The sequence below is a fragment of the Leuconostoc falkenbergense genome, assembly GCF_014634805.1.
Taxonomy (GTDB): Bacteria; Bacillota; Bacilli; order Lactobacillales; family Lactobacillaceae; genus Leuconostoc; species Leuconostoc falkenbergense.
On record NZ_BMBS01000015.1, the window covers coordinates 1 to 24959 of the forward strand.

General features: G+C 36.9%; 23 protein-coding genes, 6 pseudogenes and 1 riboswitch. Of the genes and pseudogenes, 2 read left to right on the top strand and 27 right to left on the bottom strand.

The window, feature by feature from the left end:
* Nucleotides 1-43 precede the first annotated feature (43 nt).
* A complete protein-coding gene (locus tag IEU71_RS04345) occupies nucleotides 44-406 on the bottom strand; it encodes a KxYKxGKxW signal peptide domain-containing protein (RefSeq protein ID WP_004914147.1) in 363 nt (120 codons plus the stop codon).
* A 175-nt stretch (nucleotides 407-581) separates the two neighbouring features.
* On the opposite strand from IEU71_RS04345, the gene IEU71_RS04350 reads away from it, so the two are divergent.
* Entirely contained in the window at nucleotides 582-1178 is a 597-nt protein-coding gene (locus IEU71_RS04350) for a hypothetical protein (RefSeq protein WP_004914143.1), read from the top strand.
* A gap of 57 nt (nucleotides 1179-1235) precedes the next feature.
* Here the strand turns inward: IEU71_RS04350 and IEU71_RS04355 are convergent, their stop codons facing one another.
* The 21 genes and pseudogenes from IEU71_RS04355 to IEU71_RS04460 all read right to left on the bottom strand — a co-directional run bounded on the left by IEU71_RS04355 (nucleotide 1236) and on the right by IEU71_RS04460 (nucleotide 18696).
* A complete protein-coding gene (locus IEU71_RS04355) occupies nucleotides 1236-2039 on the bottom strand; it encodes a serine hydrolase (protein ID WP_004914140.1) in 804 nt (267 codons plus the stop codon).
* Entirely contained in the window at nucleotides 2029-3129 is a 1101-nt protein-coding gene (locus IEU71_RS04360; protein WP_004914138.1) for a dipeptide epimerase, read from the bottom strand. The genes IEU71_RS04355 and IEU71_RS04360 overlap by 11 nt, the downstream gene beginning before the upstream one ends.
* Nucleotides 3126-4556, bottom strand: coding sequence for a Sapep family Mn(2+)-dependent dipeptidase (locus IEU71_RS04365; RefSeq protein ID WP_004914135.1), 1431 nt, complete (start codon nucleotides 4554-4556; stop codon nucleotides 3126-3128). Before IEU71_RS04365 ends, IEU71_RS04360 begins: the two co-directional genes overlap by 4 nt.
* Nucleotides 4557-4575: 19 nt before the next feature.
* On the bottom strand, nucleotides 4576-5226 hold the full coding sequence (locus IEU71_RS04370; protein WP_004914128.1) for a M15 family metallopeptidase: 651 nt from the start codon (nucleotides 5224-5226) through the stop codon (nucleotides 4576-4578).
* Nucleotides 5210-6037 (bottom strand): serine hydrolase, encoded by an 828-nt coding sequence (locus IEU71_RS04375; protein ID WP_004914126.1) that lies wholly within the window; start codon nucleotides 6035-6037, stop codon nucleotides 5210-5212. The genes IEU71_RS04370 and IEU71_RS04375 overlap by 17 nt, the downstream gene beginning before the upstream one ends.
* Nucleotides 6027-7673: pseudogene (locus IEU71_RS04380) on the bottom strand (peptide ABC transporter substrate-binding protein). Before IEU71_RS04380 ends, IEU71_RS04375 begins: the two are co-directional and overlap by 11 nt.
* Nucleotides 7674-7908: 235 nt before the next feature.
* Nucleotides 7909-8430, bottom strand: a complete 522-nt coding sequence (locus tag IEU71_RS04385) for a 2'-5' RNA ligase family protein (protein WP_004914114.1) — start codon at nucleotides 8428-8430, stop codon at nucleotides 7909-7911.
* 37 nt (nucleotides 8431-8467) lie between these two features.
* Nucleotides 8468-8962: pseudogene (locus IEU71_RS04390) on the bottom strand (NUDIX domain-containing protein).
* 121 nt (nucleotides 8963-9083) lie between these two features.
* Nucleotides 9084-9745, bottom strand: a pseudogene (locus tag IEU71_RS10175) (thiaminase II/PqqC family protein).
* Nucleotides 9746-9837: 92 nt separating this feature from the next.
* Nucleotides 9838-9926: riboswitch (TPP riboswitch) on the bottom strand.
* 128 nt (nucleotides 9927-10054) lie between these two features.
* Entirely contained in the window at nucleotides 10055-11482 is a 1428-nt protein-coding gene (locus IEU71_RS04405; RefSeq protein ID WP_080519711.1) for a cryptochrome/photolyase family protein, read from the bottom strand.
* Nucleotides 11483-11504: 22 nt separating this feature from the next.
* On the bottom strand, nucleotides 11505-11807 hold the full coding sequence (locus IEU71_RS04410) for a DUF2316 family protein (RefSeq protein WP_036067007.1): 303 nt from the start codon (nucleotides 11805-11807) through the stop codon (nucleotides 11505-11507).
* A gap of 183 nt (nucleotides 11808-11990) precedes the next feature.
* The gene (locus IEU71_RS04415; RefSeq protein ID WP_004914095.1) at nucleotides 11991-12395 is read right to left on the bottom strand and encodes a DUF3021 family protein; all 405 of its coding nucleotides are present in this window, start codon (nucleotides 12393-12395) and stop codon (nucleotides 11991-11993) included.
* Between the two features lie 10 nt (nucleotides 12396-12405).
* On the bottom strand, nucleotides 12406-12861 hold the full coding sequence (locus tag IEU71_RS04420) for a LytTR family DNA-binding domain-containing protein (protein WP_004914083.1): 456 nt from the start codon (nucleotides 12859-12861) through the stop codon (nucleotides 12406-12408).
* A gap of 21 nt (nucleotides 12862-12882) precedes the next feature.
* A complete protein-coding gene (locus tag IEU71_RS04425) occupies nucleotides 12883-13749 on the bottom strand; it encodes an ABC transporter permease (RefSeq protein ID WP_004914081.1) in 867 nt (288 codons plus the stop codon).
* A gap of 1 nt (nucleotide 13750) precedes the next feature.
* Nucleotides 13751-14606 (bottom strand): annotated as a pseudogene (locus IEU71_RS04430) (ABC transporter ATP-binding protein).
* Nucleotides 14607-14802: 196 nt separating this feature from the next.
* On the bottom strand, nucleotides 14803-15513 hold the full coding sequence (locus tag IEU71_RS04435) for a hypothetical protein (RefSeq protein WP_004914076.1): 711 nt from the start codon (nucleotides 15511-15513) through the stop codon (nucleotides 14803-14805).
* 204 nt (nucleotides 15514-15717) lie between these two features.
* Nucleotides 15718-16002 carry a hypothetical protein gene (locus IEU71_RS04440; protein WP_036067004.1) on the bottom strand — a complete coding sequence of 95 codons (285 nt, stop codon included), beginning with the start codon at nucleotides 16000-16002 and terminating at the stop codon, nucleotides 15718-15720.
* Nucleotides 16003-16019: 17 nt separating this feature from the next.
* A complete protein-coding gene (locus IEU71_RS04445; protein WP_004914067.1) occupies nucleotides 16020-16862 on the bottom strand; it encodes a PTS system mannose/fructose/sorbose family transporter subunit IID in 843 nt (280 codons plus the stop codon).
* 1 nt (nucleotide 16863) lies between these two features.
* The gene (locus IEU71_RS04450; RefSeq protein WP_004914065.1) at nucleotides 16864-17733 is read right to left on the bottom strand and encodes a PTS mannose/fructose/sorbose/N-acetylgalactosamine transporter subunit IIC; all 870 of its coding nucleotides are present in this window, start codon (nucleotides 17731-17733) and stop codon (nucleotides 16864-16866) included.
* 24 nt (nucleotides 17734-17757) lie between these two features.
* A pseudogene (locus IEU71_RS04455) lies at nucleotides 17758-18253 on the bottom strand (PTS sugar transporter subunit IIB).
* A 14-nt stretch (nucleotides 18254-18267) separates the two neighbouring features.
* Nucleotides 18268-18696: a PTS sugar transporter subunit IIA gene (locus tag IEU71_RS04460; RefSeq protein ID WP_004914059.1), complete on the bottom strand. Its 429-nt coding sequence runs from the start codon at nucleotides 18694-18696 to the stop codon at nucleotides 18268-18270.
* A gap of 290 nt (nucleotides 18697-18986) precedes the next feature.
* On the opposite strand from IEU71_RS04460, the gene IEU71_RS04465 reads away from it, so the two are divergent.
* Entirely contained in the window at nucleotides 18987-20597 is a 1611-nt protein-coding gene (locus IEU71_RS04465) for a ParB/Srx family N-terminal domain-containing protein (RefSeq protein WP_004914057.1), read from the top strand.
* A 46-nt stretch (nucleotides 20598-20643) separates the two neighbouring features.
* On the opposite strand, the gene IEU71_RS04470 is transcribed toward IEU71_RS04465, so the two are convergent.
* From IEU71_RS04470 to IEU71_RS04490, 5 genes and pseudogenes are all read right to left on the bottom strand, one after another.
* Nucleotides 20644-21639, bottom strand: coding sequence for an AI-2E family transporter (locus IEU71_RS04470; protein ID WP_004914052.1), 996 nt, complete (start codon nucleotides 21637-21639; stop codon nucleotides 20644-20646).
* 104 nt (nucleotides 21640-21743) lie between these two features.
* Complete coding sequence (locus tag IEU71_RS04475; RefSeq protein ID WP_004914050.1) at nucleotides 21744-22226, bottom strand: MscL family protein; 483 nt, start codon at nucleotides 22224-22226, stop codon at nucleotides 21744-21746.
* 139 nt (nucleotides 22227-22365) lie between these two features.
* Entirely contained in the window at nucleotides 22366-23154 is a 789-nt protein-coding gene (locus tag IEU71_RS04480; protein WP_004914049.1) for a metal ABC transporter permease, read from the bottom strand.
* Nucleotides 23147-23830, bottom strand: coding sequence for an ATP-binding cassette domain-containing protein (locus IEU71_RS04485; protein ID WP_004914048.1), 684 nt, complete (start codon nucleotides 23828-23830; stop codon nucleotides 23147-23149). Before IEU71_RS04485 ends, IEU71_RS04480 begins: the two co-directional genes overlap by 8 nt.
* 4 nt (nucleotides 23831-23834) lie before the next feature.
* A pseudogene (locus IEU71_RS04490) lies at nucleotides 23835-24741 on the bottom strand (metal ABC transporter solute-binding protein).
* Between the last annotated feature and the right edge of the window lie 218 nt (nucleotides 24742-24959).

Sequence of the window (24959 nt, forward strand, 5' to 3'; positions counted from 1 at the left end):
TTGTTTTAGACAATTACCATTAAAGGCGCTGCGGCTTTTTTATTCAAGTGTTCGGTTTAATTTTACAATCTACCTTATTATCAGTTGTTTTAGTCAGATTGTCTGCAACATCATCTGTTTTCTTTCCAGATTCATTGGTTTGATTATTTTCTGATTCTTCCGCAGCAGATGTGGCTACAATATCGTTAGATGATTCCTCTTTTGTAGTATTTTTAGCAGAACTACTATCCACTATTTTATTAGCAGTTGAAACATTAGTATCATCAGCAGAAGCTACTGAGTGGTTCATCAGAATTGAACCACCAAACAAGCTGATTATTGAAGCACCCGAAACGAGCCATAGTTTTCCTGCCTTGTACATCTTGAATCTTTTACTATTTTCCTGATTGTCATAATTTAATTTCATAAATTCTCTCCCTCTCTATCTATTACTACGCTCACTATTATCTACCCATAATATTTATTTTCGGTCATCAATTCTTCAATAGATTGATAGACAATTATTCACAAATACTTGATATTGTTGACTTGAGTATAGTAACGTTTTTTATTAATACATTTAATTTCAAAGGAAATGAATCATGAATCGTAATTTAAAAGTTATGCAGACAAAACGAAAAATTTTTTTAGCAATCATTACCTTGTCACGTGATACCCCAATTAACAAAATTAAAAATACTGATATAGCAAACATGACTGATCTGAATCGCGCCACCATTAAAAAATATATCCAGCCTGATGCAACACCTGATGCCTTTTTTGAAGAATTTCAAAAGGAATTACTTGAGAGAGTCCACTTAGCTTATCAGATTGGTCCAGAGAAATGGTATGATCCCAACATTTATTCACATTCTCAAATGCTCAACCAATTACGCGTTCTGTTTGATTTTCAAAACGAACTACGTCAGTTGTTTATATACTGCGGCCATACAGCTGCCTATTTCTTTCACCAGCTAAAATTAGGACTGCAGAGTCGGGACTTCACAATTTATCGTATTGAACAGCAATCCGAACATGTTCCTGGACTATCATATATTTCAGAGCGACAAGCAGTCTTCTTCAAAAACGAACTATTCGCTTTAATCTGCACTTGGATTACAAGCGAGAATCCAGAAACACCCGAGGAATTTATCAAAGTTATTGAAAACTTGTGGGCTAATCAGATGATTTGGCCATAATAAAGTGAAGTATTTTGGTCGCAAAAAAATAACTTGTGAGTCCACAAGTTATTTTTTCTAAAACAAAATCATTTCTTCCCACAAAACATGACTTATATTGTTAAACAACGCCAGTCGCTGAAATCTGTGACTGGCGCTTGTTTTTGTTAACAGCGCAACATCTAATTGGTGATCATCAAATACAATACTCATAATATCATGATTAACTGTCGCCCCTTCACCGGTCTTATTGAAAATGGTGAATTCTTGAAATGGCGCTGATGTGTTTTCAATAAACGTCCCCGGCAACTTATATTGCGATTGCTGACGCGTCAATAAATAGTTGGTAACCGAATGTTCCAGAACATTTTTTAACATTGATAAACTATCAGCGGCCGTTGTTTCGTTATCTAACTTGGTTTGTGCCATGAATTGGCGACGCAAGTGAGTGTTTGTATAACGTGAGCTCGCAAAGTGATTGATTTCTGCCATACCAAAATAACGTATCAACGCATTTGCTGCCCAATTATCTGAAATCGTCAACATTAGCGCTTGCAATTTCGCCACCGTGACAGTCTGATTATTGCCCGACAATACGTCTAAAATACCTGCTCCAAAATGCGTTAGCTTTCGTTTCGTCCACCAAATATCATCCTCAGCCAACCCAAAATCTGAATTAATTAGCGACACTTTGTTGGCTAAGACTTCTGGCTTTTCAGTCATAATATAATCTGAAATCAGTAACTTTATTATACTGGCTGATGGAAAAGATAAATTTGGCCGCAACGACAACAAAACACTGCCATCAAGTGACAAAACAATTGCAGTCTGACCTTCAAAATCCGACAGCAATTGTTCAATTTTTTGTATCTTAAATGACATCAAAACTCCTCTGCGCAATACCCAGTCCTGACCGATTTGAAGGTATCAATTGCGTTTGATCAAGCCGCAAGCCATCAGAAACAAGGTCATAGTCAAACATAAACGGTGCGTCTAAGTCAACGTATTTGACAGTTTTATTTGTGTTAGCTAAAGCGACAGCAAATGCAATACTGATTTTTGATTCAATCATACAACCAATCATAGCTTGTCCGTTAAAATCATTAACAGTTTGGAATATCTTTTGCGCTTCAGTAATACTGCCTGCTTTTTCCAGCTTAACATTAATCAAACGGACAGCGGTTTCGTGCATATATTGAAACGCTTGGTGATGATTAAAGACACTTTCATCCAGCATGATCGGTATCTTAGACTTGACAACTAGCGCTTTAAGCTGGTGTTCAAAGCCGACTTTCAATGGCTGCTCAATAAAATCAATTGGCAATTCTTTAGTAAGTGCCATTTCAATAAACTGCATTGTTTGTGCAACTGTCCAAGCCTGATTCGCATCAATTCGAAAATGTATTTTTTGATATCGATGATTTAATTGTGCAATTTTATCAATTTCATTCACAATAGTATCGCCACCAACCTTAATTTTTAAAGCTGAGAAACCTCGGCTGACAATACCATCAGCGTCTTGTAACATCTGATTTTTTTGGCTAATACTCAATGTGTAATCGGTCACTACCGGTTGACTCGTGCCACCTAAATACTCAGCAATCGGTAAGTCTGCAATACGAGCAAAAATGTCATAGACGGCTTCACTGACTGCCACACGTGCTGCAGAATTAAACACAATTAAACCATGAACAAATTCATCAACTTCTGCCGGTGTTTGAAAAGTTTGATTAACAATGGCTGGTTTTACAATGTCATTGATGACCGCCACAATACTTGTCAAAGTATCGCCAGTTACTTTCAGTGATGGCACCGCTTCACCATAACCTGTAAAAATAATGCCGGTCTCCGTTTTCGCTGACACTGCAATCACGATACCTCCTGCATTATCCTGCCGATGCAAATTAGTCACAAATGGCCGTTTTAACTTAACAGTGTATTTTTTTAATTTAATGTCGCTAACAATAATCATTTTATATTTCCCAATCGGTAGATACTTTCCACTAAAATAGCCATTGCTTTTGGATAATTTTCTAAATCATATTTTTCATTTGCTTGATGAGCCGTTGTTGTTTGCCACGCAAATCGTGTGCCAAAAGCAGCACCACGCTTAATTAATCTACCGTAAGACGCACCAGTTGAATAATGCAGCACTGTTGGCTGACCCATCACTGTTTCATAACTTGCCAACAAAGTTGCAATCACAGCATCATTTTTAGGCGTCAAATGTGGTAACAATTCATCCTTTTTGACTGTCACGCTACTATGCAAGGCTTTGACACTTCGTTGAATAATGGCAAGCATTTGTTTTTCAGTAATACCAATTGGATATCTGATATTGATACTAAAGTAACCATCCCCGCCACTGACAAATTTCTGTAATCCATAATTCACGACCAACGGTCCCATTTCAGCTTGATTAAAGGCCAAACCCATTTTTTTGCCGAAATAATCTAAATGTGCTGTACGACCTAAAATTTGTAAAAAAGCAGCGGCTTCACCAGTAAAGTCAAATTGCGTCAGAAAATTAGCCAAATAAGTCCCAGCATTTAAACCAGCATCAGGTGTTGAGCCATGCGCTTGTTTCCCTATCATTTTAATTTCAAGGCCATTACTTAGCGTTTGGACAGTAGCTTTCAGGCCAACATCAGCATTTCGCTTCAAAAAATAGTCCAGTTTTTCGGTTACAATAGGCTCATCAATTCCAGTTATTGTAGCAACAGCCAAGCCGGGTACGACGTTGCCAGCAACTCCGGCGTCAAATTTTAATAATGTTACATTATCTTGACCTTGTTTTGTATCTGAAAATGACACCATAAAGTTGGCAATACCTGCTTCAGCATTTTCCACAATAAATTCACCATCAGGGGAAAAACCGATGTCAGGCACCCCCTCTTTTTGGAAATAATAAGGCATATCTGACCAATCATTCTCTTCATCGGTGCCAATGATTAATCTTATTTTATTTTTAACAGCAAGCTGTTGATCAGCAATCAGTTTGATGGCGTAGTAACTCAGCATTGTCGAGGCCTTCATATCATCAACACCACGACCAGTCAGAAAATGTCCCTGTTGTTCTGGTTCAAATGGTGATGACGTCCAGCCATCTCCCACCGGAACAACATCGACATGAACAAGAATACCAACGGTTTCTGACGCTGCCTCTGGACCATATTCAATATACCCAACACGATCCGCAACACATCCAAAGCGCAAACCATCACGTGCAGCAAAACTCAGCATTTGATTCAGTGCTTGTTTGACTGCAACACCATACGGATGAGTTTTGTCACTTGTTTGTGTGCTTTTCACTGATGGAATTTTAACTAACGTTTTGAGATCTTTTAGCCATTGCTCGTAATAGTTTGGCACCATTTTTTGCCAAGAAGATTCGCTCATCTTAAACCTCTACTCCATTTCATCGCTGATCATTATACTGAGTCCGAAACCACAAATGTGATTTTGAATTAGTTGTTAAGCGTTCGATATACTCCTCTAGTGATAACCCATTTTTTGTCATGTAAGCGGCATTTTCTTGACCAACAAATCTAAAGTGCCACGGTTCATAATTAATACCCGTCCAGTTTACTTTTGCCTTGGGGTATCGCAAAATGAAACCATAGTCAACAGCGTGATTTATCAGCCACTGTTGTGAAATAAGCTGATCAACATCATCATACAAATCCTGTCTGTCATTTAAAAACGCTGTGTCTATTATGTCAACAGCTAAACCAGTATGATGTTCACTTGAACCAGGCAGTTGTGAATAAGCTAACGTCATGTTTTGTGCCTGTTCAAGTGAATAACCGGCATTGCGGTGACGCTGGACAGATTGATCAAATAGGCTTTTTTGATACGCAATCGAGCGATAACCAGAGACTAATGTAAAACGAAACCCATTTTTCTCTGCTTCGGAAAACAAACTAGATAAACTATCTACAATACTAGTATTAATCGTTTCTTTCCCAATTAAGAACCGTTCAAACGCTAGTTCTTCTTGAATAGGATGTTGCTGATTAACAACAAGCAAATTAGGATTGTCTAAAGCACCGCTATTTGGAAAATTCATTCGTTGTTGCCTCCCTTATGAGCCTTTCAGCTTCATCAAACTTGGCAAAATGATTAGCCCCATCAAAGCCTAAAAGCACCACAATATATCGTTTATGCTGATGTGTAATAACTGCAATAAGGTTCTGTTTCGCACGGTCAGTAAAACCAGTTTTCAACCCTGCCCAAGTCATATCATGTGAGGGATTAGCAATTTTTGGATTACGATTTAACCAAATTTTATTTTCAATTACCATTTGCGCTTGTTGCGCTAATGATAAGATATCAGGAAAATTCAAAATAAGCTTCTTTGTCAATAATAACAACGCGTTGGCAGACATTTTTGTGACTTTTTTGTCGCTAACGTGCTGACTAATGAAAAAATCAGCAAGATCCTCATCATCTAGACCAGTTGGATTACTAATGTCGCCATCAATTTTCATCGCCGCCAATAATAATTGTGTTTGATGACGCCAATTTGACAAAGAACCAAATAAGGTCAGCATCAATTGAAGCGCTGGCTGATTTTCAGATATCAGCAAGGTCATGTTAAGTAAATCAATGACCTCATAACCCTGTGGTACAGTCATTGGAATATCTGCCAAATCAGGGTTAGAACCCACTGCAGCAACATTTGCTGTGACTGGTAGAACTGAATGATAATCGAGCTTACCTTGTTGAATCGCTGACATCGTTTGATAAATAATAATTAGTTTTGCTAAAGAGGCAGTTGGCCATTTTAGATTGTCATTCTTACTGGCAATGACTTTGTCATCAGTGATTGAAAATACAATATAAGCTTGGGCCGAAGTCTCAATTGGTTCACTTATCATGTTTGACAGCATTCTTATAAATTGTGCCGGCACCCGTTGTGAAGTATTGAATACCTGACACTTTTGGATTAGATAATTGTACTTGTTGACCCCAAATAACTGGGTTGACAGCTGAATCTTGGAACAAAATTTTCTCGCCTAATTGCTCATCCTTATCGCGTGCACTTCCCTTTTGTGCATCGGTCGATAGTGCCTTTTTGATAGCGGCATCATAACTGGCATTTGACCACTTACCATCGTTATTTGGTGATGACGTTGTGAACAAATTCAAGAAGGTTGTCGGTTCAGCGTAATCACCATACCAATTGACATAGATAATATCGAAGTTTTGGTCAGTTTGATCATTTAATCTCTGCTTGAATGGCACAAATTTTTCTGAAATCGTCAAACCGGATAATTTCTGCCATGAATCTTTCATAAAGTCTCCGACAAGCTTAGTTTGTGGCACATCTGCAGTCAGTTCCAATGTCAGATTTAGTTTGGTTAATCCTTCCTCTTTCATACCTTCTGCAAATAACTGCTTAGCTTTTTCAAGATCGTAGCTGTAATCCTGTTTGGCTGTTGATGCGAAATCCTTACCACTAGCCGTTTTTGATAGTCCGGCGGGTGTCATACCTGTGGGTACTTTACCAACACTGTTATAAATTGAGCTCAAGATTTCGGAACGATTTGTTGCTAAATTCAACGCTTGACGAATTTTCTGATTGTTCAAGCCTTTAACTTTACCCGTCTGATTGTACTCAAAATATGATGTTGCTGCCAATGGAACAGCTTTGTAGTCTTTACGCTTACTATTAGCCGTTTGTAATTCAGTCGTACTCAAAACAGCCAAATCTAAGCTACCACGTTTGTATTCCTGAACAGCTGTTGCAGGATTTTTGATGACACTATAATTCACACCAGCGTTTTTGACGCTTTTGGCGTTGTAATAATTTTTATTCGGAATTAACTTAAACGACGTGTTCGTACCATTCCAGCCAACAAATTTATATGGTCCAGAATAAATTTGTTCACTTGATTTAGTACCAAGTTTCTAGCCTGCTTTCGTATTAAATGCCTCATTTTGTGGGTAAAAACTAGGGAATGACATGAGACTAGCAAATTGCGGCTGTGGCGAATCTAATGTCACAACGACTGTTGAAGCGTTTTTTGCAACGATTCCCAGTGAATTGACATCTTTATCTGTTCCGGCACTGATTGCATCCGCATTTTTAATGCCAGAATAAATATAAGCATACTGTGAGGCAGTTTTAGGATTAACCGTCCGACGCCAAGCATAAACGAAATCTTTTGCAGTCAATTTTGTACCATTCGACCATTTCAAGTTTTTACGTAAATGGAATGTCCATGTCAAACCATCTTTTGATGTGGTCCAGCTTTTTGCAAGACCTGCAACCGGTTTACCACTTGCACTTTTACTTAACAAGCCCTCTTGTGTATTTCCAGCAATCTCAAACGCATAAGTATCGGTCATTTTTGACAAATCCTGTGTTGTTAGATCAGTGCTAATATAGGTTTTGATCGTTGCATCGCTTGAACTACCACTGGTTCCCCACACACCGGCAACTCGCGTTCCTGCCGCAATGACCACAATAGCGCCGATGGTGCCAAAAATGATTGTATTCCGTTTTACCATATATATTTCTTATCTCTCTGTTATTCTCTCATCAAAGCGTTATTAAGATAATTCTCTTTTTAAATTAGCACTTTTTCATTTGAATATAACTTTTTTAATTTGATACTAAATATAATAGCATACGGTCTTTTAAACATTTTTGAAAAACATCTATATTATAACTAGTTTTTTGTGCACAACGCACAAAAAAACAGTCAATCACTATAATTGACTGTTTGTAAAATCCTAAAAACATTCACACCAATTCAAATGAAGCCAAAATTTCAGAGTCATCATTAGCAAGAATATTTTCAATAGCAACATATTTGATCTTAGCTGTTATATGCCATTGTAATTCATTTAGTGTCTCAACGAGTTGACGCGCTTCACTGGGTTGTAAGGATTGTCCTATTGTAACGTGTGGTTGATACGGTATATCACGACGGTAAAAAGGCTCAAAATTATCCAGTTCATAAAGCTTGTCGTGTATCATTTTGATTATGTCTGCGCCTTGCGCAACGGATAACCAAACGTAGCCGTTATCCGTGTCGCCTCCAACACAATTCAGTGTTAGAGTGAACAACTCAAGACGTTTCACAACAGATTGCACCGCATCACAAATACTCGTATCCGAGGCATTACTTTTGAAAGGAAACACAAGCGATACATGAGGTCGAATATGTGTATATAAGCTATCATTTTTTTGTCGAATCGACTGAATGGTTGCTTGATCAACTGAATTAAAGTCTGGAAAAATCAAAACGGACCGATATTTCATCGCCACTCCTTTTATTATTGCATATCAAATAAACAGATTAATCACCATTTTCACGTAACCATGGTCGATCACTAACTTCATTTTCAGTGATAATCCGATGCAGAGTTTGTTGCGCTTGCGGCACAAACATTTTTGGTTCCGGATGAATAGGTACAAATTGCAAATCCAATGTCTCTGTACCATCTTTTTGCAAAAATCCCCCAGCCTGTTCAACTTCAAAACCAATACCAATAGTCTCTTGTGCATCACCCCAAGAATTTTTGTCCGTCACATTTGTGGCGATACCCAATACTCTGGTTACGCTAACGTCAATATTCGTTTCTTCTTTAAATTCCCGTACAACCGCTTGCATTGGAGAATCGCCATATTCAAGATACCCCCCAGGAAATCCCCAGCCAGCGTCTGAATCCCAACGTTTTTCTAACAAAATAGCATCGTGAGTGTCATTCTATAAAACTCCAAACGCAGAAACAAAAATCATGCCCTCATGACCAACTTTCTCCCGCATTCGCGCAATATAATTCTTATTCATGATGTAACCCCTTAATCAAAATTTTGTGCAACAAATCACTTTTCATTATAGCACTACGACGTATTAATTATGAAAATAATGATATTCGGTGATCACAAAAAAATCTGGGTCAAATTTCGCTTTATTTGGATTGCGCAGTAGTGAAGCTGTCCCATTTTTCTGGCAATAATGTCATTTGCCAGAAACGTAATTCTTCTGCACTACTATACATAAATTGTTGCAACAACAAATCCATATCAAGTTCATCTTGATGTTTAGTCACTAAGTCATCTAATAATTGAATCATCTCGTGAACGTAACCTTGAAATGTCTCATCAGCGTACGAATTAACAAAATCAATATAAATTTGTTGCTTGCCTTTTAAGTAATCCTTTCTTGCTAACATTTCTTGGAAAATTTCTAGATATAACCAGGGGCATGGTGCATGTGGCAAGTATAGTGATAAGTTGTTGGTAAAATTTCAGCCTGTTGAATCTCGTCATCAGTCATATTAAGACCTTGATATATCCCATTTTGCTGGTCAACATCATAAGCTGTAATTGCCTGAATGCCTGATTTTAAAGCATCAATAACTTGTGAATCCTGACTTGTCGCCAAAATTTTATCATAAATTGCTAAATAATTTTTGACATAGTAATTATCCTGTATCAAATATGCCTTAAAGGCAGACAAAGGTAACGTCCCATCTTCAATGCCCTTAATAAAGGGGTGATTCTTGCTTGACAGCCAAAGTGAAGCTGACTTTTCGTGTGCTAATTCGCTAAATTTCATGATATTCTCCATTCTTTTTTATAAAATATCTAAAAACCCCAGCTCACTGAAATTGAGCTGGGGTCGCCAAAAAGCATCGTAAAATACAACATCATGATATTGATGTGGCTAATATAATATCTTCCTGCGTCAGTCTTAACTGCTTCAGGTTCAATGGGTATGATCTCAGCTCAAGGCACCCCAGATATCTTACATAAAAAATTATAACACACGTATTCATTAAAACAGTAATAAATTTTAATGATATGCAATTGATTCATCAGCTAAAGGCGAAAATGTGTCATACAAGCCAAGTTATTGGATTCTTTTCACAAAACCCTTTTAAAAATTATCCTTACTTTGCTCATACACCGCGATTGCTCTTAATCGCGCAGCTTTATGATCCACAATTGGCTGAGGGTAATCATCATTTAATTTCACACCATAAGCTTTTTGTTCCGCATCAGTTAACTGATTAGGCTGATGTATTTTTTTGCTTTTGATAGATTTCAATTCCGGAACATATTGCGTGATAAACGTGCCATTAGGATCAAATTTTTCTGACTGTATTGTCGGATTAAATACTCTAAAATATGGCACACTATCTGTACCTGTCGACGCAGCCCACTGCCAACCACCAATATTACTTGCTGGATCATAATCAACTAATTTTTCTCGAAAATACTTCTCACCCCACCGCCAATCAATTAATAGATCTTTGGTTAAAAAAGAAGCAACAACCATTCTCAAACGGTTGTGCATCCAACCCGTTTCATTTAGCTGACGCATGGCAGCATCGACAATTGGAAAACCAGTGCGCCCTGTCCGCCATGCTTTAAAATGATCCTCATTATTTTGCCAAACAACGTTTTGAAATGATGTTTTGATTGCCTTTTCTTGCTGATCTGGATACATAGCATAAATCATATTGTAGTAATCACGCCAACACAGCTCTTTGATGAAGGTCGTACGACCGTCACTTTCCGGTTCCTGCCTGACAGCACCATAAATTGTCCGAATTGAAATTTCACCGGTCCTTAAATATCGTGATAAATGGCTGGTGGCATCAAGGCTGGGTATATCACGATTTTTATCATAGTCAGCGAGTTTATGTGACACAAAGTCGATCAAAACTTGTTTGGCAACCGACTCTCCAATTTGATTTTCGTAAGCATAACTGTCACATGGACGGATTAGCTTTTTAAGCTCAGCTGTTGCGTCATTGTTTGGCAGCACCAGTTGCTTTTTGACAATTTCCGAATGCCTTAGATCATAATTTGGTGATTTTTTAGGTCGTTGTATCCATTGCTTAAAGTATGGTGTGAACACCTTATATCCAGTACCATCTTGTTTTTTAATATCGAACGCACTGTGCAATGTAAAATCTAAAAAAGGATGCGGCGTTACCTGCAACTCATCACGACAATATTTTGCAATTGCTTGATCTCGTTTTCTACCATAACCCCGTTCATCAAAATCAAAATACAAATCTTGCCACTCCGGCAGCTCTTTTTTTAATGCTGTAAACACAGTGGTGACATTTCCTGAGAAAATATGCAAGCTGATTTTTTTTTCTTTTAAAACTGATTTAAAATGAGACACACTGGCAAAAAAAGCACTTTGATTGACACTGCCATTCGCTACGATTTGGTTCGGGTCAATAATAAACACTAAAGCAAGATGATCACTATTGGCAACAGCAGCTGACAAAGCTGTATTATCTGCTAATCTTAAATCTCTTCTAAACCACATCACACTTGTCTTAGTCACAAAAATACCCCTCACATTTAAATTATTTTGACAGTTGTCGCTTGTAAATTTTTCTGGTACTCAAAAACCAATAATTACGAAAATCACCCACTAATTTTGAATATGGATAACCCGTTAGTCCTTGTTGAAATAATTGTTCCGACAAATACTCTTTCAAAATCCAAGGATCTTCAGGTGCAACGTGATCCAATTCTAATATCTGATTGATTTTTGAAACAGAAGTGTTTAACGCGGCTGCCACATCCTCAATTGCTAAATGGCTCATTTTGAGATTTTCCTTGAGTTCCTTACTTGTATTGAAACGCTCAGTAGAATTTAGAGACATGTCACTCCCCCCTTTCATTGTTCAGTTCACGATGTTAATAAAGCAATTATTGATTGTTATACCAACACAATTATGATTTATGTAATACAACGAGTATAATGCTTTCACACTTTTACGTAAAGAAATTTGATTTTAACTGCAAAGCACACAACAAAACGCCAATATTTGGCGCCTTTCTAATGATTAATCTGAACGTTTATGAAATTTAGCAATGGATTCATTAACGCGTTCAACTTTCAAATGCAAATTGATTTTGATAATTATCCAAACCGCAATATAGATTGTCAAAAAACTCAACCAAAAGGTGGGCTCATACAAAACTTCATGTAGCCCCAAAGTTAACGACGCAGCACCTAAAGTTATCATTAGCGTACCTATAAAATGTAGTATGAGAGCGACAAGATATGAAAATCGTTCAATGTCAAAAATCATTGATAAAATACCAATTAAGCCGCTCATCACTAGTACAATTAACGTGTTGATAGGATCAACATGTGTTTGTTCAGAAAAAAAGATAATACAAATCATGTAAATGAACGACCCATAGCCAAACCCATGAATCACGTGACGCAAAATTTCTTTGATCATTTCTATCTCCTCAAACCGACAAACGAGCAATCAAGTCTTTTACATATCGCCGACTGACCACAGATTGATTATCCTGAGTTAAGTGCGCGGTCATATTGCCTGCAAAACTCTCCGATAGGCTTTGTAAATGATTAATATTGATGACAGCGTGTTTGGATATTTGAACGAAGTGTTGATTTTTAAGGCGTTGACAAAAATGAACCAACCTTTCTTTCGTACATACTAGTCGCTCTGTTGTATAAATTAATAATTCATCATCAACAACGTCAAGCAAAATAATTGTCTCAACCTTCAAAACGATTATCTCATCTTCCGCCTTAACCGTCACAAGATTGGCAGTCTCTGACTGATATTGACGAATGTAAGCCATCAAACGTTGCGTTTCTAAGCTATTTTCTTTTGCTCGGACGATTACCATTGGCTGCTCATCAGGAACTTCTGTGCTGATTTGAAAGACAATTTTCATATTTGCCTTAACCTCGTTTGTTTAATTAAGTAAGTTTTGTCTTTGTTTTTGTGTAATAAAGCTTGGTATCAAAACAATTAAAAATGTAATCAGAATCAGTGCACCGACAATGCTATAAGTCTGTACTAAACTCAACAGTGATGACCATTTGATTTGAATGCCCATTAAACGATTAAAATATCGGATAGCATTAGTCTGTTGAAACGTATCTTTGATCGTATCGTTCATCAACACTTGGCGATACAGCGAGGCAATATAAGAACCCGGTGTCATTTTCATAATTGTTTGTGCAAAAGTTGGTAGTGATCCAATTGGAATGTAAGTACCAACTAAAAATCCTGACGCAGTACCAATAATGGTTGCCAGTTTTCCAAAACTATCGACTGTTTGAAAACGACTGGCTAATATAGCATTAACTAACGTTGCCAATATAGCGCTCAACACCATTATACCTAATGTCGGCACAACTTGTGATATTTGAAACGATATTTTATCAGTTACCACAAAATATAACCCCATGACAACTAACATGACTAATTGCATGATAAAACCAATAAAAGTAGCGCTTATCAAATAGCCAAAATGAATTGACAATGGGCCAGCATCGGTTAAAGACAAGTCTTCCAGCACATGTTGTTCTTTATCTTTTACCATTTGTGATAGTGCCGTTAAAGTCGTTGTAATACCTGTAATGGCAAGTGTTCCGCTTATTAACCAAGTATCTAACAATTGATTTTTATGACTAATGCCCGCCCAATTAGATGAAATCCCTTTTTTTAGAAAGACTAGATAGAGAACAAAGGAAATGAGTGCACCAAGAAGTGAAAAAATTACCCCGCTACGATTTCTAAAATACAACATCATGTTACGTTTTACCATAGCCAACATATTAACGCATCTCCTTTCCAGTTAATGTCACAAACGCATCATCCATCGTACCTAAACGATATTCAAAATTGACTGATGTTGTGTGATTAGCGAAATTGCCTCTGTGATACTGGCAGTTTTGATAAGTAACTCATGTTCGTTCATCACTTGGCTAACCATATCTGGTGATAATGTTTCATTCAACTGTTTTGCATTTGGACAAAATAATGTTAATTGATTGCTGGCATAGCGCTGCTTGATCTCATCAGCAGAACCGCTGGCAATAATTTGTCCATGATCAACAATATAGACCTGTTGAGCATGATCTGCCTCGTCCAAATAATGCGTTGTCAGTACAATTGTCAACTGACGATTCTGCTGCAAGTCATACAGTAATTGCAAAATGCTAGTCTTGTCTGAATGTCAAGACCAGTTGTTGGTTCATCTAAAAACAAAATATCTGGACTATTTAACAGTGCTCGAGCAATATCAACACGTCTTTTTTGACCGCCTGACAGTGTCCCGTATAATTGACCGGAAAACTGAGTCAATCCCAAATCGTGAATCAAAATGTCAACTTGCTTCAAACCGACATTTCGATACTGTTTGGCCCGAATCATCAAATTCTCTTTTACAGTCAGCTGATCATCAAGCACACTATTTTGAAAAACAACACCTATCGTCGTATTTGGTGCATATATTATGTCACCCGAGCTAGGCTTGCGAATACCGGTCAACATCCTCATTGTAGTTGATTTTCCCGCACCATTTGGCCCTAGGACAGCTGTTAAACTCCCTTTTTCAATATTCATGTTAATGCCATCAACAGCGATATGATTACCATATTTTTGTGTTAAGTTAATTGTTTTCAATATCATGACTTAACCTCCTCAACAATGAGTATAACAAAGTACGATTCAACATTGATTCAAATTCTGCCAACCGGTTGAATTCGTTTGGTAAGCGGTAAAAATTAATAAAAATAATTTAGCTATTTAAACATAAAAAAACCAATAACTTTCTAAACATTAGTTTGCTGAAGTTATCGGTTTTAATTTATCTATTAGTATTTGTCTATTTAAATGTTATTGTGCCACCGGGTGCAAAATCATCTGAATCTGTTCCAGGCGTGACGCCAGTATGATCAACAACAACTCGCAAGTTTTGCAAATTAAAATTTTTATTACTGGTCAAAATTTCGATAGAAGACTTAATGCTGGTATGTGGCTCTATTTTACCAAGATAATTGTCAAATTCGTAAGCACCAAATGTGCCAGAACTAGAATAGGTCATATTATTGCCATCAATTACTTTTAAATAATCTCCGCCATTTGTAGAACTAGTATCAATTTCTCTATTTGTCATATTGTTTATTGTATAAAAAAGCGAGACGCGATAATATTCTTTGGGAAGTTCATTTTTATTAATATTCTCTTCCGCGTCCGTGTAGTCATTAGTATCTCTTTTATCCGTTTTTTTAATAACCACTTTGGTAATACTTAGGTCAACGCCATTAACAGAACCCTTATATTGTAGTGGTTTGTTAAGTACCATGCTTTTATCTTTTGCTTGACTAGATTTTGTCGCGCTGCTTTTTTCAGAAGTGTTATCTTTAGTTTTTGTATCACTAGGAATGAGTGCAAAAATAATAACTAAAATCAATGATCCAAAAGAAAACAGTAACCACTTTTTTAAATGTTGTTTACGTTGCACAATTGCCAAAACTAAAAACACGACAAAAGTTAGCAAAAACAGTAATACTGCAGCTCCTAAAATAGTTTCCATTCTATCCCCTCAACTTTCTCATTTTCAAACAAAGTAAAGTATACCACCAATATTAATATAAAAGAAATGTAATATTAGTTTCTTTAACATTGACTTCTTTTTGAGGTTATTTGAAAACAATTTAAAAAATCGCATTTTCCACAGTTATTTAATCTCTACAACAAAAAATAGTTGTCCCATCACAAGGACAACCATTTTCATTTCTTACTTTTGATGGCCGTAATACTGTATGACCTTGGCCAAATTTTGTTTGCCGCGGTAGATAGCGTAACCAACTGTGAAGACTGCCACAACATTCAAAATACCAAGAACAACACCAGTGCCAAACAACCACCAGTTATGCTTGACAAAGAAGTACATCATCAAAATGCTTATCCCAACTAGCATTGAGAAAAATGACTGCCAGCGTGATAGATTATTGAGCATTGTCTTTTGATAAGACACTTCTTTTTGATAGTTTTCATTATAATCTTGTGTGCTCATCTTCATGAAACGCCTTTCTTTTATTAATAGCTTAGTCCTGGGTTGAAGAATCCAAGGAGTACACCAATCAAAGCAACGACTACCAAAATCAACATCACCTTGATGGGTGAGATATTCTTTTTAGCCATTAACCACCAGCACGCCACAATAAACAGCGCCGTCAACAAACCGGGATAAACAGAGTCCAACTTATCCTGAAGGACAAGGTAGGCCTTGCCAGATGAATTTGTTAATTTAAATGACGTTTTGACCGTAACCCAAGTTGCGGCAACACCACCAACGACCATGCCACCAACAGTAGCGATTGCACGTCGAATAGCTTTTCCTTGCGCACCAACTAAAATACCAACAGCTTTATCACCTAGTTCATATCCTTTAAAGTAGGCAAAACGCATACCAAAGTATCCTAGCAAGTTCCATACAATAATATAGAAGATGGCACCCAATGGCGATCCACCATCAGACATACCCAAAGCAATACCTAGAATAACTGGAATCAGTGTGCCGACCACCAAAGAATCACCAATACCAGCAATTGGTCCCATTAATCCGGCACGAAGTCCGTTAATTGTTGTATCATCCACATTACCATGGTTTGCACGTGCTTCTTCCAAACTTGCTGTCACACCAACAATCACTGTACCCAACTGTGGTTCTGTATTGAAGAACGCTGTATAGGTCTTCATCGCTTTTTCTTGATCTTCTTTGTTATCGTACAATTCTTCAACAATTGGTAACATTGAAGTCAAATAACCAAAGGTTTGCATATGCTCTTGTGAAAACACTGTGAGATGACCGTAAAACCAGTGATGGAATGACTTATTTAATGTCTTACGAGAAATTGTCTTTTTTTCTGTGTTATCCATTTTAAATATCCTCGTCTTCCTCATCATCATCGATGGTCGATGTTGTCCCTGACGGAACCGCTTGTCGATTAGTACTGATAGCCATGTCCAACTTGTAGAAAATCATTGCGAAAATCAACGAAACAACTGTGACTGAGACTAAATTCAAATGCAATGAAGCAGCAAAAGTAAAGCCAACAAAGAACGGAATAAAATCAAGTGGGCTATCAACAATTTGCTTTAACAAGATTGCAATTCCCACACAAGGTAGTAGTGCACCAACAGTGAATAACGTTTTCATTGGAATGCCGTCCATTGGTAGTGCTGTTTTAAGCGCAGTAACGGCACTTGATCCAAAATGTGTCATCAATAGTGTTGGAATGAATGAAAAGATAAAGTGAGAAATCCAAGGATAACCCCAATCCACCGCATAAAGCTTTTTGAAATCACCCTTTTCAACTGCTCGCCAACCAATATGCTGCCAAACCAAGTTCATTGTTGCTGTACCGTAGAACAAAACAGTTCCAACAGTTCCAACAGTTCCAACCAATGTACCCATCGACTTGGCTAAATCAGCCGCGTTTGTCGAAGTAGCCGCCAAACCTTGCGAGTGAATTGCCACCATTGCCAGTGGAATACCAATATACGAGACCGCTCGCAAATCAGCAGACACCGTACCACCCGGTGTCACCAAAGCGATATATACTAATTGCATTGCCACACCTGCGGCGATACCAGTTTTCAAGTCACCTAACACAAGTCCACAGACTAAACCACCTACTAAAGGACGACCTAATGTATAGTTTCCGATAGTTGAGCCAGCCATACCAGGCATTGACGATAAACTAGCGAAAATGCCCAGAATACTTGCTTGTATCCAACTAATTGTCATATTCCTAACTCCTTTGATGTTAGTTTACAAATTGAATTTCCCTTTGAAATCGTTCCAGTAACCGATTGACACATCGGGCAAAAGCTGGAATTTGACTTGGTAACCCTGTGTCTGAATGGCATCAAGTGCCTTAGCTTCAGCGGGTGTAATCGACTGATTATTTCCTAGTTTAACGGCGTCAGGTCTATCGTTGGCTGGCCCGACAATCACCTTATCGACACTACTTGGCACAAAACCATAATCTACCGAAAATTGTTTTCATATCTTGAGGTGTTTTTGTAATCAAGAAATATCGGCGGTCTGAGTCAAGCACTTGCTGTGCTTTTTCCTTAAAATGTGCCAATGTCCAAACAAACGTCTTCTTTTCAGAGGCACTTTTGAAGGCATCCTTCAAGACTGGGTTATTTGCTGCAGCGTCGTTAACGGCAATCAAACCATCACAAGGATATTCTTTAGCCCAACGTGTCACTGTTTGACCATGAATAATGCGGTCATCAATTCTTACAAATGAAATACTCATAATTGTTCTTCCTTTCAAATTTCATCATCGTCATCATCTGCTGATAACTCAAATTTTTTTACAGCTGTGGTAGCTTCAGTCAAGACAGCTTGTGTCAAATTATCTGGATCAAGGCTGTCTTTTAAGATGGCTGCATTTAACGCCATCGGGAAATTCATGCCGCCAAGAATCGTTGTCTTTGACAATTGACCACTTTGGTGAATAATGTTGATTGCAGTTGTTAAAGGACTCCCGCCAATAATATCGCCAAGTACGATCAAATTTGCGTCAGGCTCCAATTCTGATAAAAGTGCTTTAAACCGCTCTTCAAATTTTGCCGTGTCTTCACCAGAATGCATCCCCACTGCCTTCACCGTTTTTATTTCATCGCCAATAAACATACTAAGAGCATCTTTCAAGCCCTCCGAAAATCGACCATGACTCACCAAAATGAGATAATTCATTCTCTTTCTCCTAACTTTCATGAACACAATGAAATCATGTTTCGACATCATATCATTTTTTACAGGGTTAAATGTAAGCGCTTCCATAACCTAAATAATATCTTACTCTTGCACACTAAAAAATACAATACAAAATTACAAAAGTTATCATTTTAAATAATACAATCCTGTTACTAGACCATTTTTGAATTTTTTTCTTTTTCACATACAACATCTTTACCTATTCTTTGCAGTGCTTTTAATTCAGTGGTTTACCATTATCTTAATAATAAATATTTCAGATGAAGATTATGATCACAACACGTTTTTCCAAAATTTCAGCAACTGTTGCTGGATTAGTGGCAGCCATTTTTGTTGGTGTCGCCAATGTAAGCGCAGACAATAAAACTGAATATAATGTGCCAATTTCTACCATTCACCCCATTCAAGCGGCAGTTGGTAAAGCCCAAATTGCTTCGAAAATATCAACTTACGTTGAAAATGGTGCCTTAACTAAAAATTATTACAATGATTTTAATGATGATAATGGTTATACCAATGGCCTTTACTCATTGAATGGTGTTTCCCAGACAGACAAAACGACCTATAAAACTAATAGTATTCAATCAGTTATTCCAGATGCGCAATTAACCAACGACAGTACAGCAAAAGTACCAGTTATCAAAGGCCCGGGTGGCACTTTGTACGCAACTGATGGTCATCATGGCTCAACCACATACGAATTTATCAAACAACAGTACAATTTAGGGTTTGATACCATCAACGTGGAAGTAATTGCAGATTACAGTTCACTTTCTATGGCAGATTTTTATAAAAAATTAATCGCCAACAATCAAGTGTTGCCTATGGCATTCAATGTCAAAACTGGTGAGTATCAGTCATTTAGCCTTGATCGACTACCAACGCATATGTATGCTAATGAATTTGTTAACGACCCATTTCGAAGCCTTGCCTACTTTTGGCGGAAAAGTGCTATTGACAAAGATAACGTCACCGCAAACTTTGCTGAATTTTATTTAGGCATGTTTTTGACAAGTACTGGCGAATTTAAAGGCTTGTCATTTGAATCCCAAGACTATTATCTCACTGCTTTTAACAAAGGAAATGCTATTTTGCAAAAGCTGATTAATGGTGACACCACCTACACTGCACTATTCAACAAAGTGCTCACCATACCATATGGTGTGACACCATCAATGCTTGGCATTCAATCAATTTTTGACGACACAAAAATAGCGGCACAACGCCAAAAACTAACCGATGCCCTTACTTTTTTAACCAATACACCAGCATTAGCTACTTCAAATACAACATTATTTGATCTCAATACAGAACAACTGACAAAACAAGTTGCCACTTTCAAAGCACTATCGGCTTCAGACTACACAAAAGACAGTTATCAGAAGGTCAATGATTTGATAACAAAAGCAAATGAACTCATATCTAACAATGGATCACAAACAGATTTAGATAATTTAACGTCACAAATTGAGCAAGCATTGCGCAACTTGGTCAAAGTACCAACAACTGAAATATTAGATACAACACAATTTGAGCAACAAGTAAGCCGCTTCAACAAATTAACAGCCACACAATACGATTCAACCCACTATCAAAGCATCAAAAATGCAATCGCAGAAATACAAGCCTTGATTACAAACCATGGTACACAAAATGAGTTAAATACCAAAGTTGAATCACTACAAGCAAAAATTGACGCACTAAAACCCGTATCATCAGTCAAAACAGCAACCAATACGTCACCAAAACATAATCACAAGCAACACCTTGAATTGCCAAGAACTATGGTTAAACAACCAATTATCATCAGTCCTGTCATGATAGTCTTGGTATTGATGGCAAGTGTTAGTTTTAGCTATAAACGTTTTAAATTATTTTAATAACCACAAAAAAAGAGTAAAATAATTTACTCTTTTTTATGTTATATTAATTATTAAATTTTTGAATTCTGAAGAAATCAAGCAAGAATGTCAGAATTGGTAAACCAATCACCAGTCCCCATACACCAAACATTTTTTCCATAATAATCAAGTTCAGCAATATGACTAAAATCGGCATATGTGTACGGTGTGACATGAAATGTGGATGTAAGAAATATGATTCAAAAAAGTGAATACAAGCAATCGCAACCAAAATAATAATAACTGTATTCCAATCTCCAATAATGAACGCTGTAATAGTCAATGGAATCAAAGAAATAATGACACCGAACACTGGTATCAAACCCAAAATGAAAATCATGACGGTAAAGCCTAACAAGTATGGAAACTGTAAAAATGCCAACACAACCATCATAATGGCTGTGTTAATCAAACAGATCATCAATTGTACTTCAAACAACTTTCCCAATATGATTATAAAACGGTGAACAATAATATAAAACTCACCAAAGAATTTTTTATAAGGACTGTGCAAAAAATTCATTGACCATAACCGCAGTTGCGGATATGTCATACTAAAAATAAAACTAAATAGTAAGGCTAAAATCAATTCATACAGGACATGACCAACTTGATTGAGCTGTGTCAAACCTTGTGAAATCAACTGACTAGTATTTACTGAAGCAATATATTGATGAAAATTCTTATATATCGTTTCTAAAAACGAATTCGAATGCCAGTTAAGATTAGTTGCCAACTTGACCATACTATCAAATTGATGAATCACTGTGTTAGCGCCTCGATCAATAGCAAACGCTATCACCCCAATAAAGACAACATAAACCAGTGCTATTGACAAAGATCGTGATAACTTTAGAAAATGAGAAACGCGTTTTCCAGCGTTCATTGCTAAATAAGCAAAAATTATCGTCAACAAGAGTAATGTCATAAACTGTTTCAAACAAGCAATCAACAAAATGATGACAAAAAGAACAAAGTACCGATACAACGGGCGCTTTTTTAGTGATGTTAATAAATCCATGAAATCCCCCAATTAATATATATGAATCTATTATATATGAAATATTGCTGTTTTATAACTGTTTTTTTAATTTTTCCCTATTTAACACAAAGGATAGTCTGATATTAATTTTTTTCCTGCTCTTTTTGCTGATTTTTTAACATTTCAGATTGCATGTGCAACGATTGGCGTAACAACTCATTCGTCGCCTCTTGTGCTTTGCGTAATTGCTTCGTTTCTTCCAATTGCGCATTGTAACCAAAGGCTTCTGACGCTTCCTTCACTAAGAATTTGTTCACTAATTTAACAAAGAAAAATACACAGGCAGCAATCGCACATAATGTCAAAACGTTTTCAAAAACTGCCCGCAATGGATTCAGGACTAAGTAGATATCGGCGGTATGTTGCTTGGACACCAATATAACTGAACAAAAGTAAAAGATATTTGAAGCAAGACTAATGATACTCTTAATCAAATCTGTTAAGCTACCACCGACGATAACACCAATTGATAGTTGAATAATGGCAGGTGATGTAATAAATTTTCGAAATTGATCCGCTTGTTCCGTTGCAAGATTATCTTTAATTTTGATTCTAATTTTACCCATGACATCCCCTTAAACGTTTTGAGTTAACATTTTTTCATTACTAATTGCTATTATTCCATGATATCTTGCTTTTTTCAACTGCCTTAATCAACAAAAAACGTTACTCTCGTAACGTCATTTAATATCAAGTTTCTATTTTTCAAGATATCTTGGCAATCATCAAACTGACACCATAAATCACACCCTCAATGACGGTGATAAAGAAACTTACTGGCCAATTTGTGATGTAACTTAAATACAGTCCCATCCATGTACCAAACAGTGCAAAAATAAGGGATAACCCAATCATACTATGCACTGAAGTGGTTAAAAATTTAGCCGATGAAGCTGGAATTGTTAACAACGAAAAGATTAACAGAGAGCCAACAATTTGCGCCGTGACACTGACCGTACAGGCAACTAACATCAAAAAAATGAGGGAAATCCAAACCGCATATTTTGAATTATAGCCAGACCCAGCTGGATCGAAAGTAATGTATTTCAACTTGCGAAATAGCAAAACTGAAATAACACCTATAATCGCAATTAATATTAACAACTCAGTTAGATTGTCACGACTAATACCAACAATACTGCCAAATAGAATGCTCGTCGCATAGCTTGATTGTTTATCAGACAATGATAGAAATAAAACACCTAGCCCTATAAAAATTGCCGAAAAAACACTAACCGAAGATTCACGCTGACTGATTTTTCGCCCCGCTAAGGAAACAAAAACTGAACTTGTCATCGTAAAAATTAGCATACCAGTTATTGGTGAAAGCCCGGCAAAGATAGCAAAGCTCGCCCCTGAAAAACTAATCTCGGATAAAGTATGTGTATAAAAAGCAGTTTTACGGGCAACGACAAACACGCCCATCACCGCACAAATCAGACTGATAAAGAAACTAGCAATAAAAGCATATTGCATGAAAGCATATTCAAACATTGGCAATTCCTTTCTCTAATTCTGCTTTTCTGATGACACCCTTGTGGTTTTGAATATGCAGTTCAACGTCAGCAAACATGGCAACAAGCTCTGGATCATGCGTGATAAAAACCACTCCTATATCTGCACTGACGCTTATTTCTTTAATTAAACGTAACAACTCAATTCGTGAATCACGGTCTAAATTAGAAGTGCTTTCATCCAAAATCAATAACTGAGGTTCTGCCATCAAAGCCTGAGCAAGGTACGCACGTTGTTTCTCACCACCAGATGTTTTGCCCATTGGTTGTTTCAAAATTTGGTTTAAATTCGTCCATTCAGCCACTTGGGCACGTAATGCTTTTTCAGAACGTGACAACCAAGGACTTAAGCGATGTGTCAAGTTCAGTGTCATAAAATTTTCAACACTCAGCGGATAAGCATCATCAATCTCTCTAAATTGTGGAATAACTTGAATGGCATCAAATGAAACACTAAAATCAACGTGTTTCGATATCTTTTTAACTTGTTTTGATTCCCCCAGCAAAGTATTTAGCAAAGTGGTTTTCCCGACGCCATTATCCCCAGTGATACATAATATTTCACCAGTGAACACCTCAAAAGACAATGATTTAATCAATGTTTTATTGGGTACACTAACGTCTAAATTTTTAACACTTAAAATTTTTTCAACCATTTGCCTATTTTTCTGATTTTTGAATGTCTGCCAATTGCTGATATTGGGCTAACATCCATTGACTATAAGTCTTCCCTTTGGGCATTGTCTCAGTTACTTTTAACACTGGTACAGAATATTGCTTTGCCAATTTAACTAATTCTGTGACCGTCTTGTCGCTTGCTTGGGTATTTTGAACAAAAAAGGTAATTCGACGATTTTTGATATCATCTTGCATCGCTTTAATATCCTTCGGTGATGGATCTGTGCCATCTTCGACTGACTTAGCAAAATGAGTATTATTTTCGGTATAGCCTAGTTCTGCAAGTGCATAATCGAAAACAGGTTCGCTCACATCAACTTTTTTATTATCTGAATTAGCTTTTAATGCATCAATTTTTGTTGTAATTGGTTTGAGTGAGGAGATGTACTTTTTGGCATTTGCTTTGAATTGCGCCTCATGTTTTGGATCAATTTTGGCGAACTTATTTGACAGATAAGTCACTAATTTTGGCATTGTTTGACTTTGATACCATAAGTGCGGATTATCGCCATTTTTTTTTGTTTAAGACATCTTCACCAACGCGAACGGAAGTGATTTTGTCATTTTTTGCTAACTTTGCCATCCATGAATCATAACCAATGCCATTGTAAACAACAAAATCAGCATTGGCAACTTCTTTTGCTACTTTGGCGCTTGGTTCATAATCATGAGGATCCACGTTGGGATTTGTAATGACTGATGTTACTGAACCATATTTGCCCAGTACTGCTTTGGCAGCTTCACCGTAAAAATCAACTGAAGAAACAACTTTTATTTTGTCATCTTGATGACTACTTTTTGCCTGCTTTGTCTGTTGACCCCACACAATGACAAGGATTACTGCCAAAATGGCAACAATAATTGCGCCAATGGTAACACGTCGTTTCATTATTTTTTACCCATCTTTCAAAATATTCTATTGTCTACAAATTTTACATTTCCGCATTAGCAGAACGATTATATGTTAATATTTCAAGCAACAACCATTCTCCGGACAAACGATTGATTGTTCAAAAATACTAGCACGTTTACAATTATAGTAATGATTACTATTTAAGTCAATAAAAAGTAATCATTACTTTTTATTTTGGGCACAAAAAAAACAAC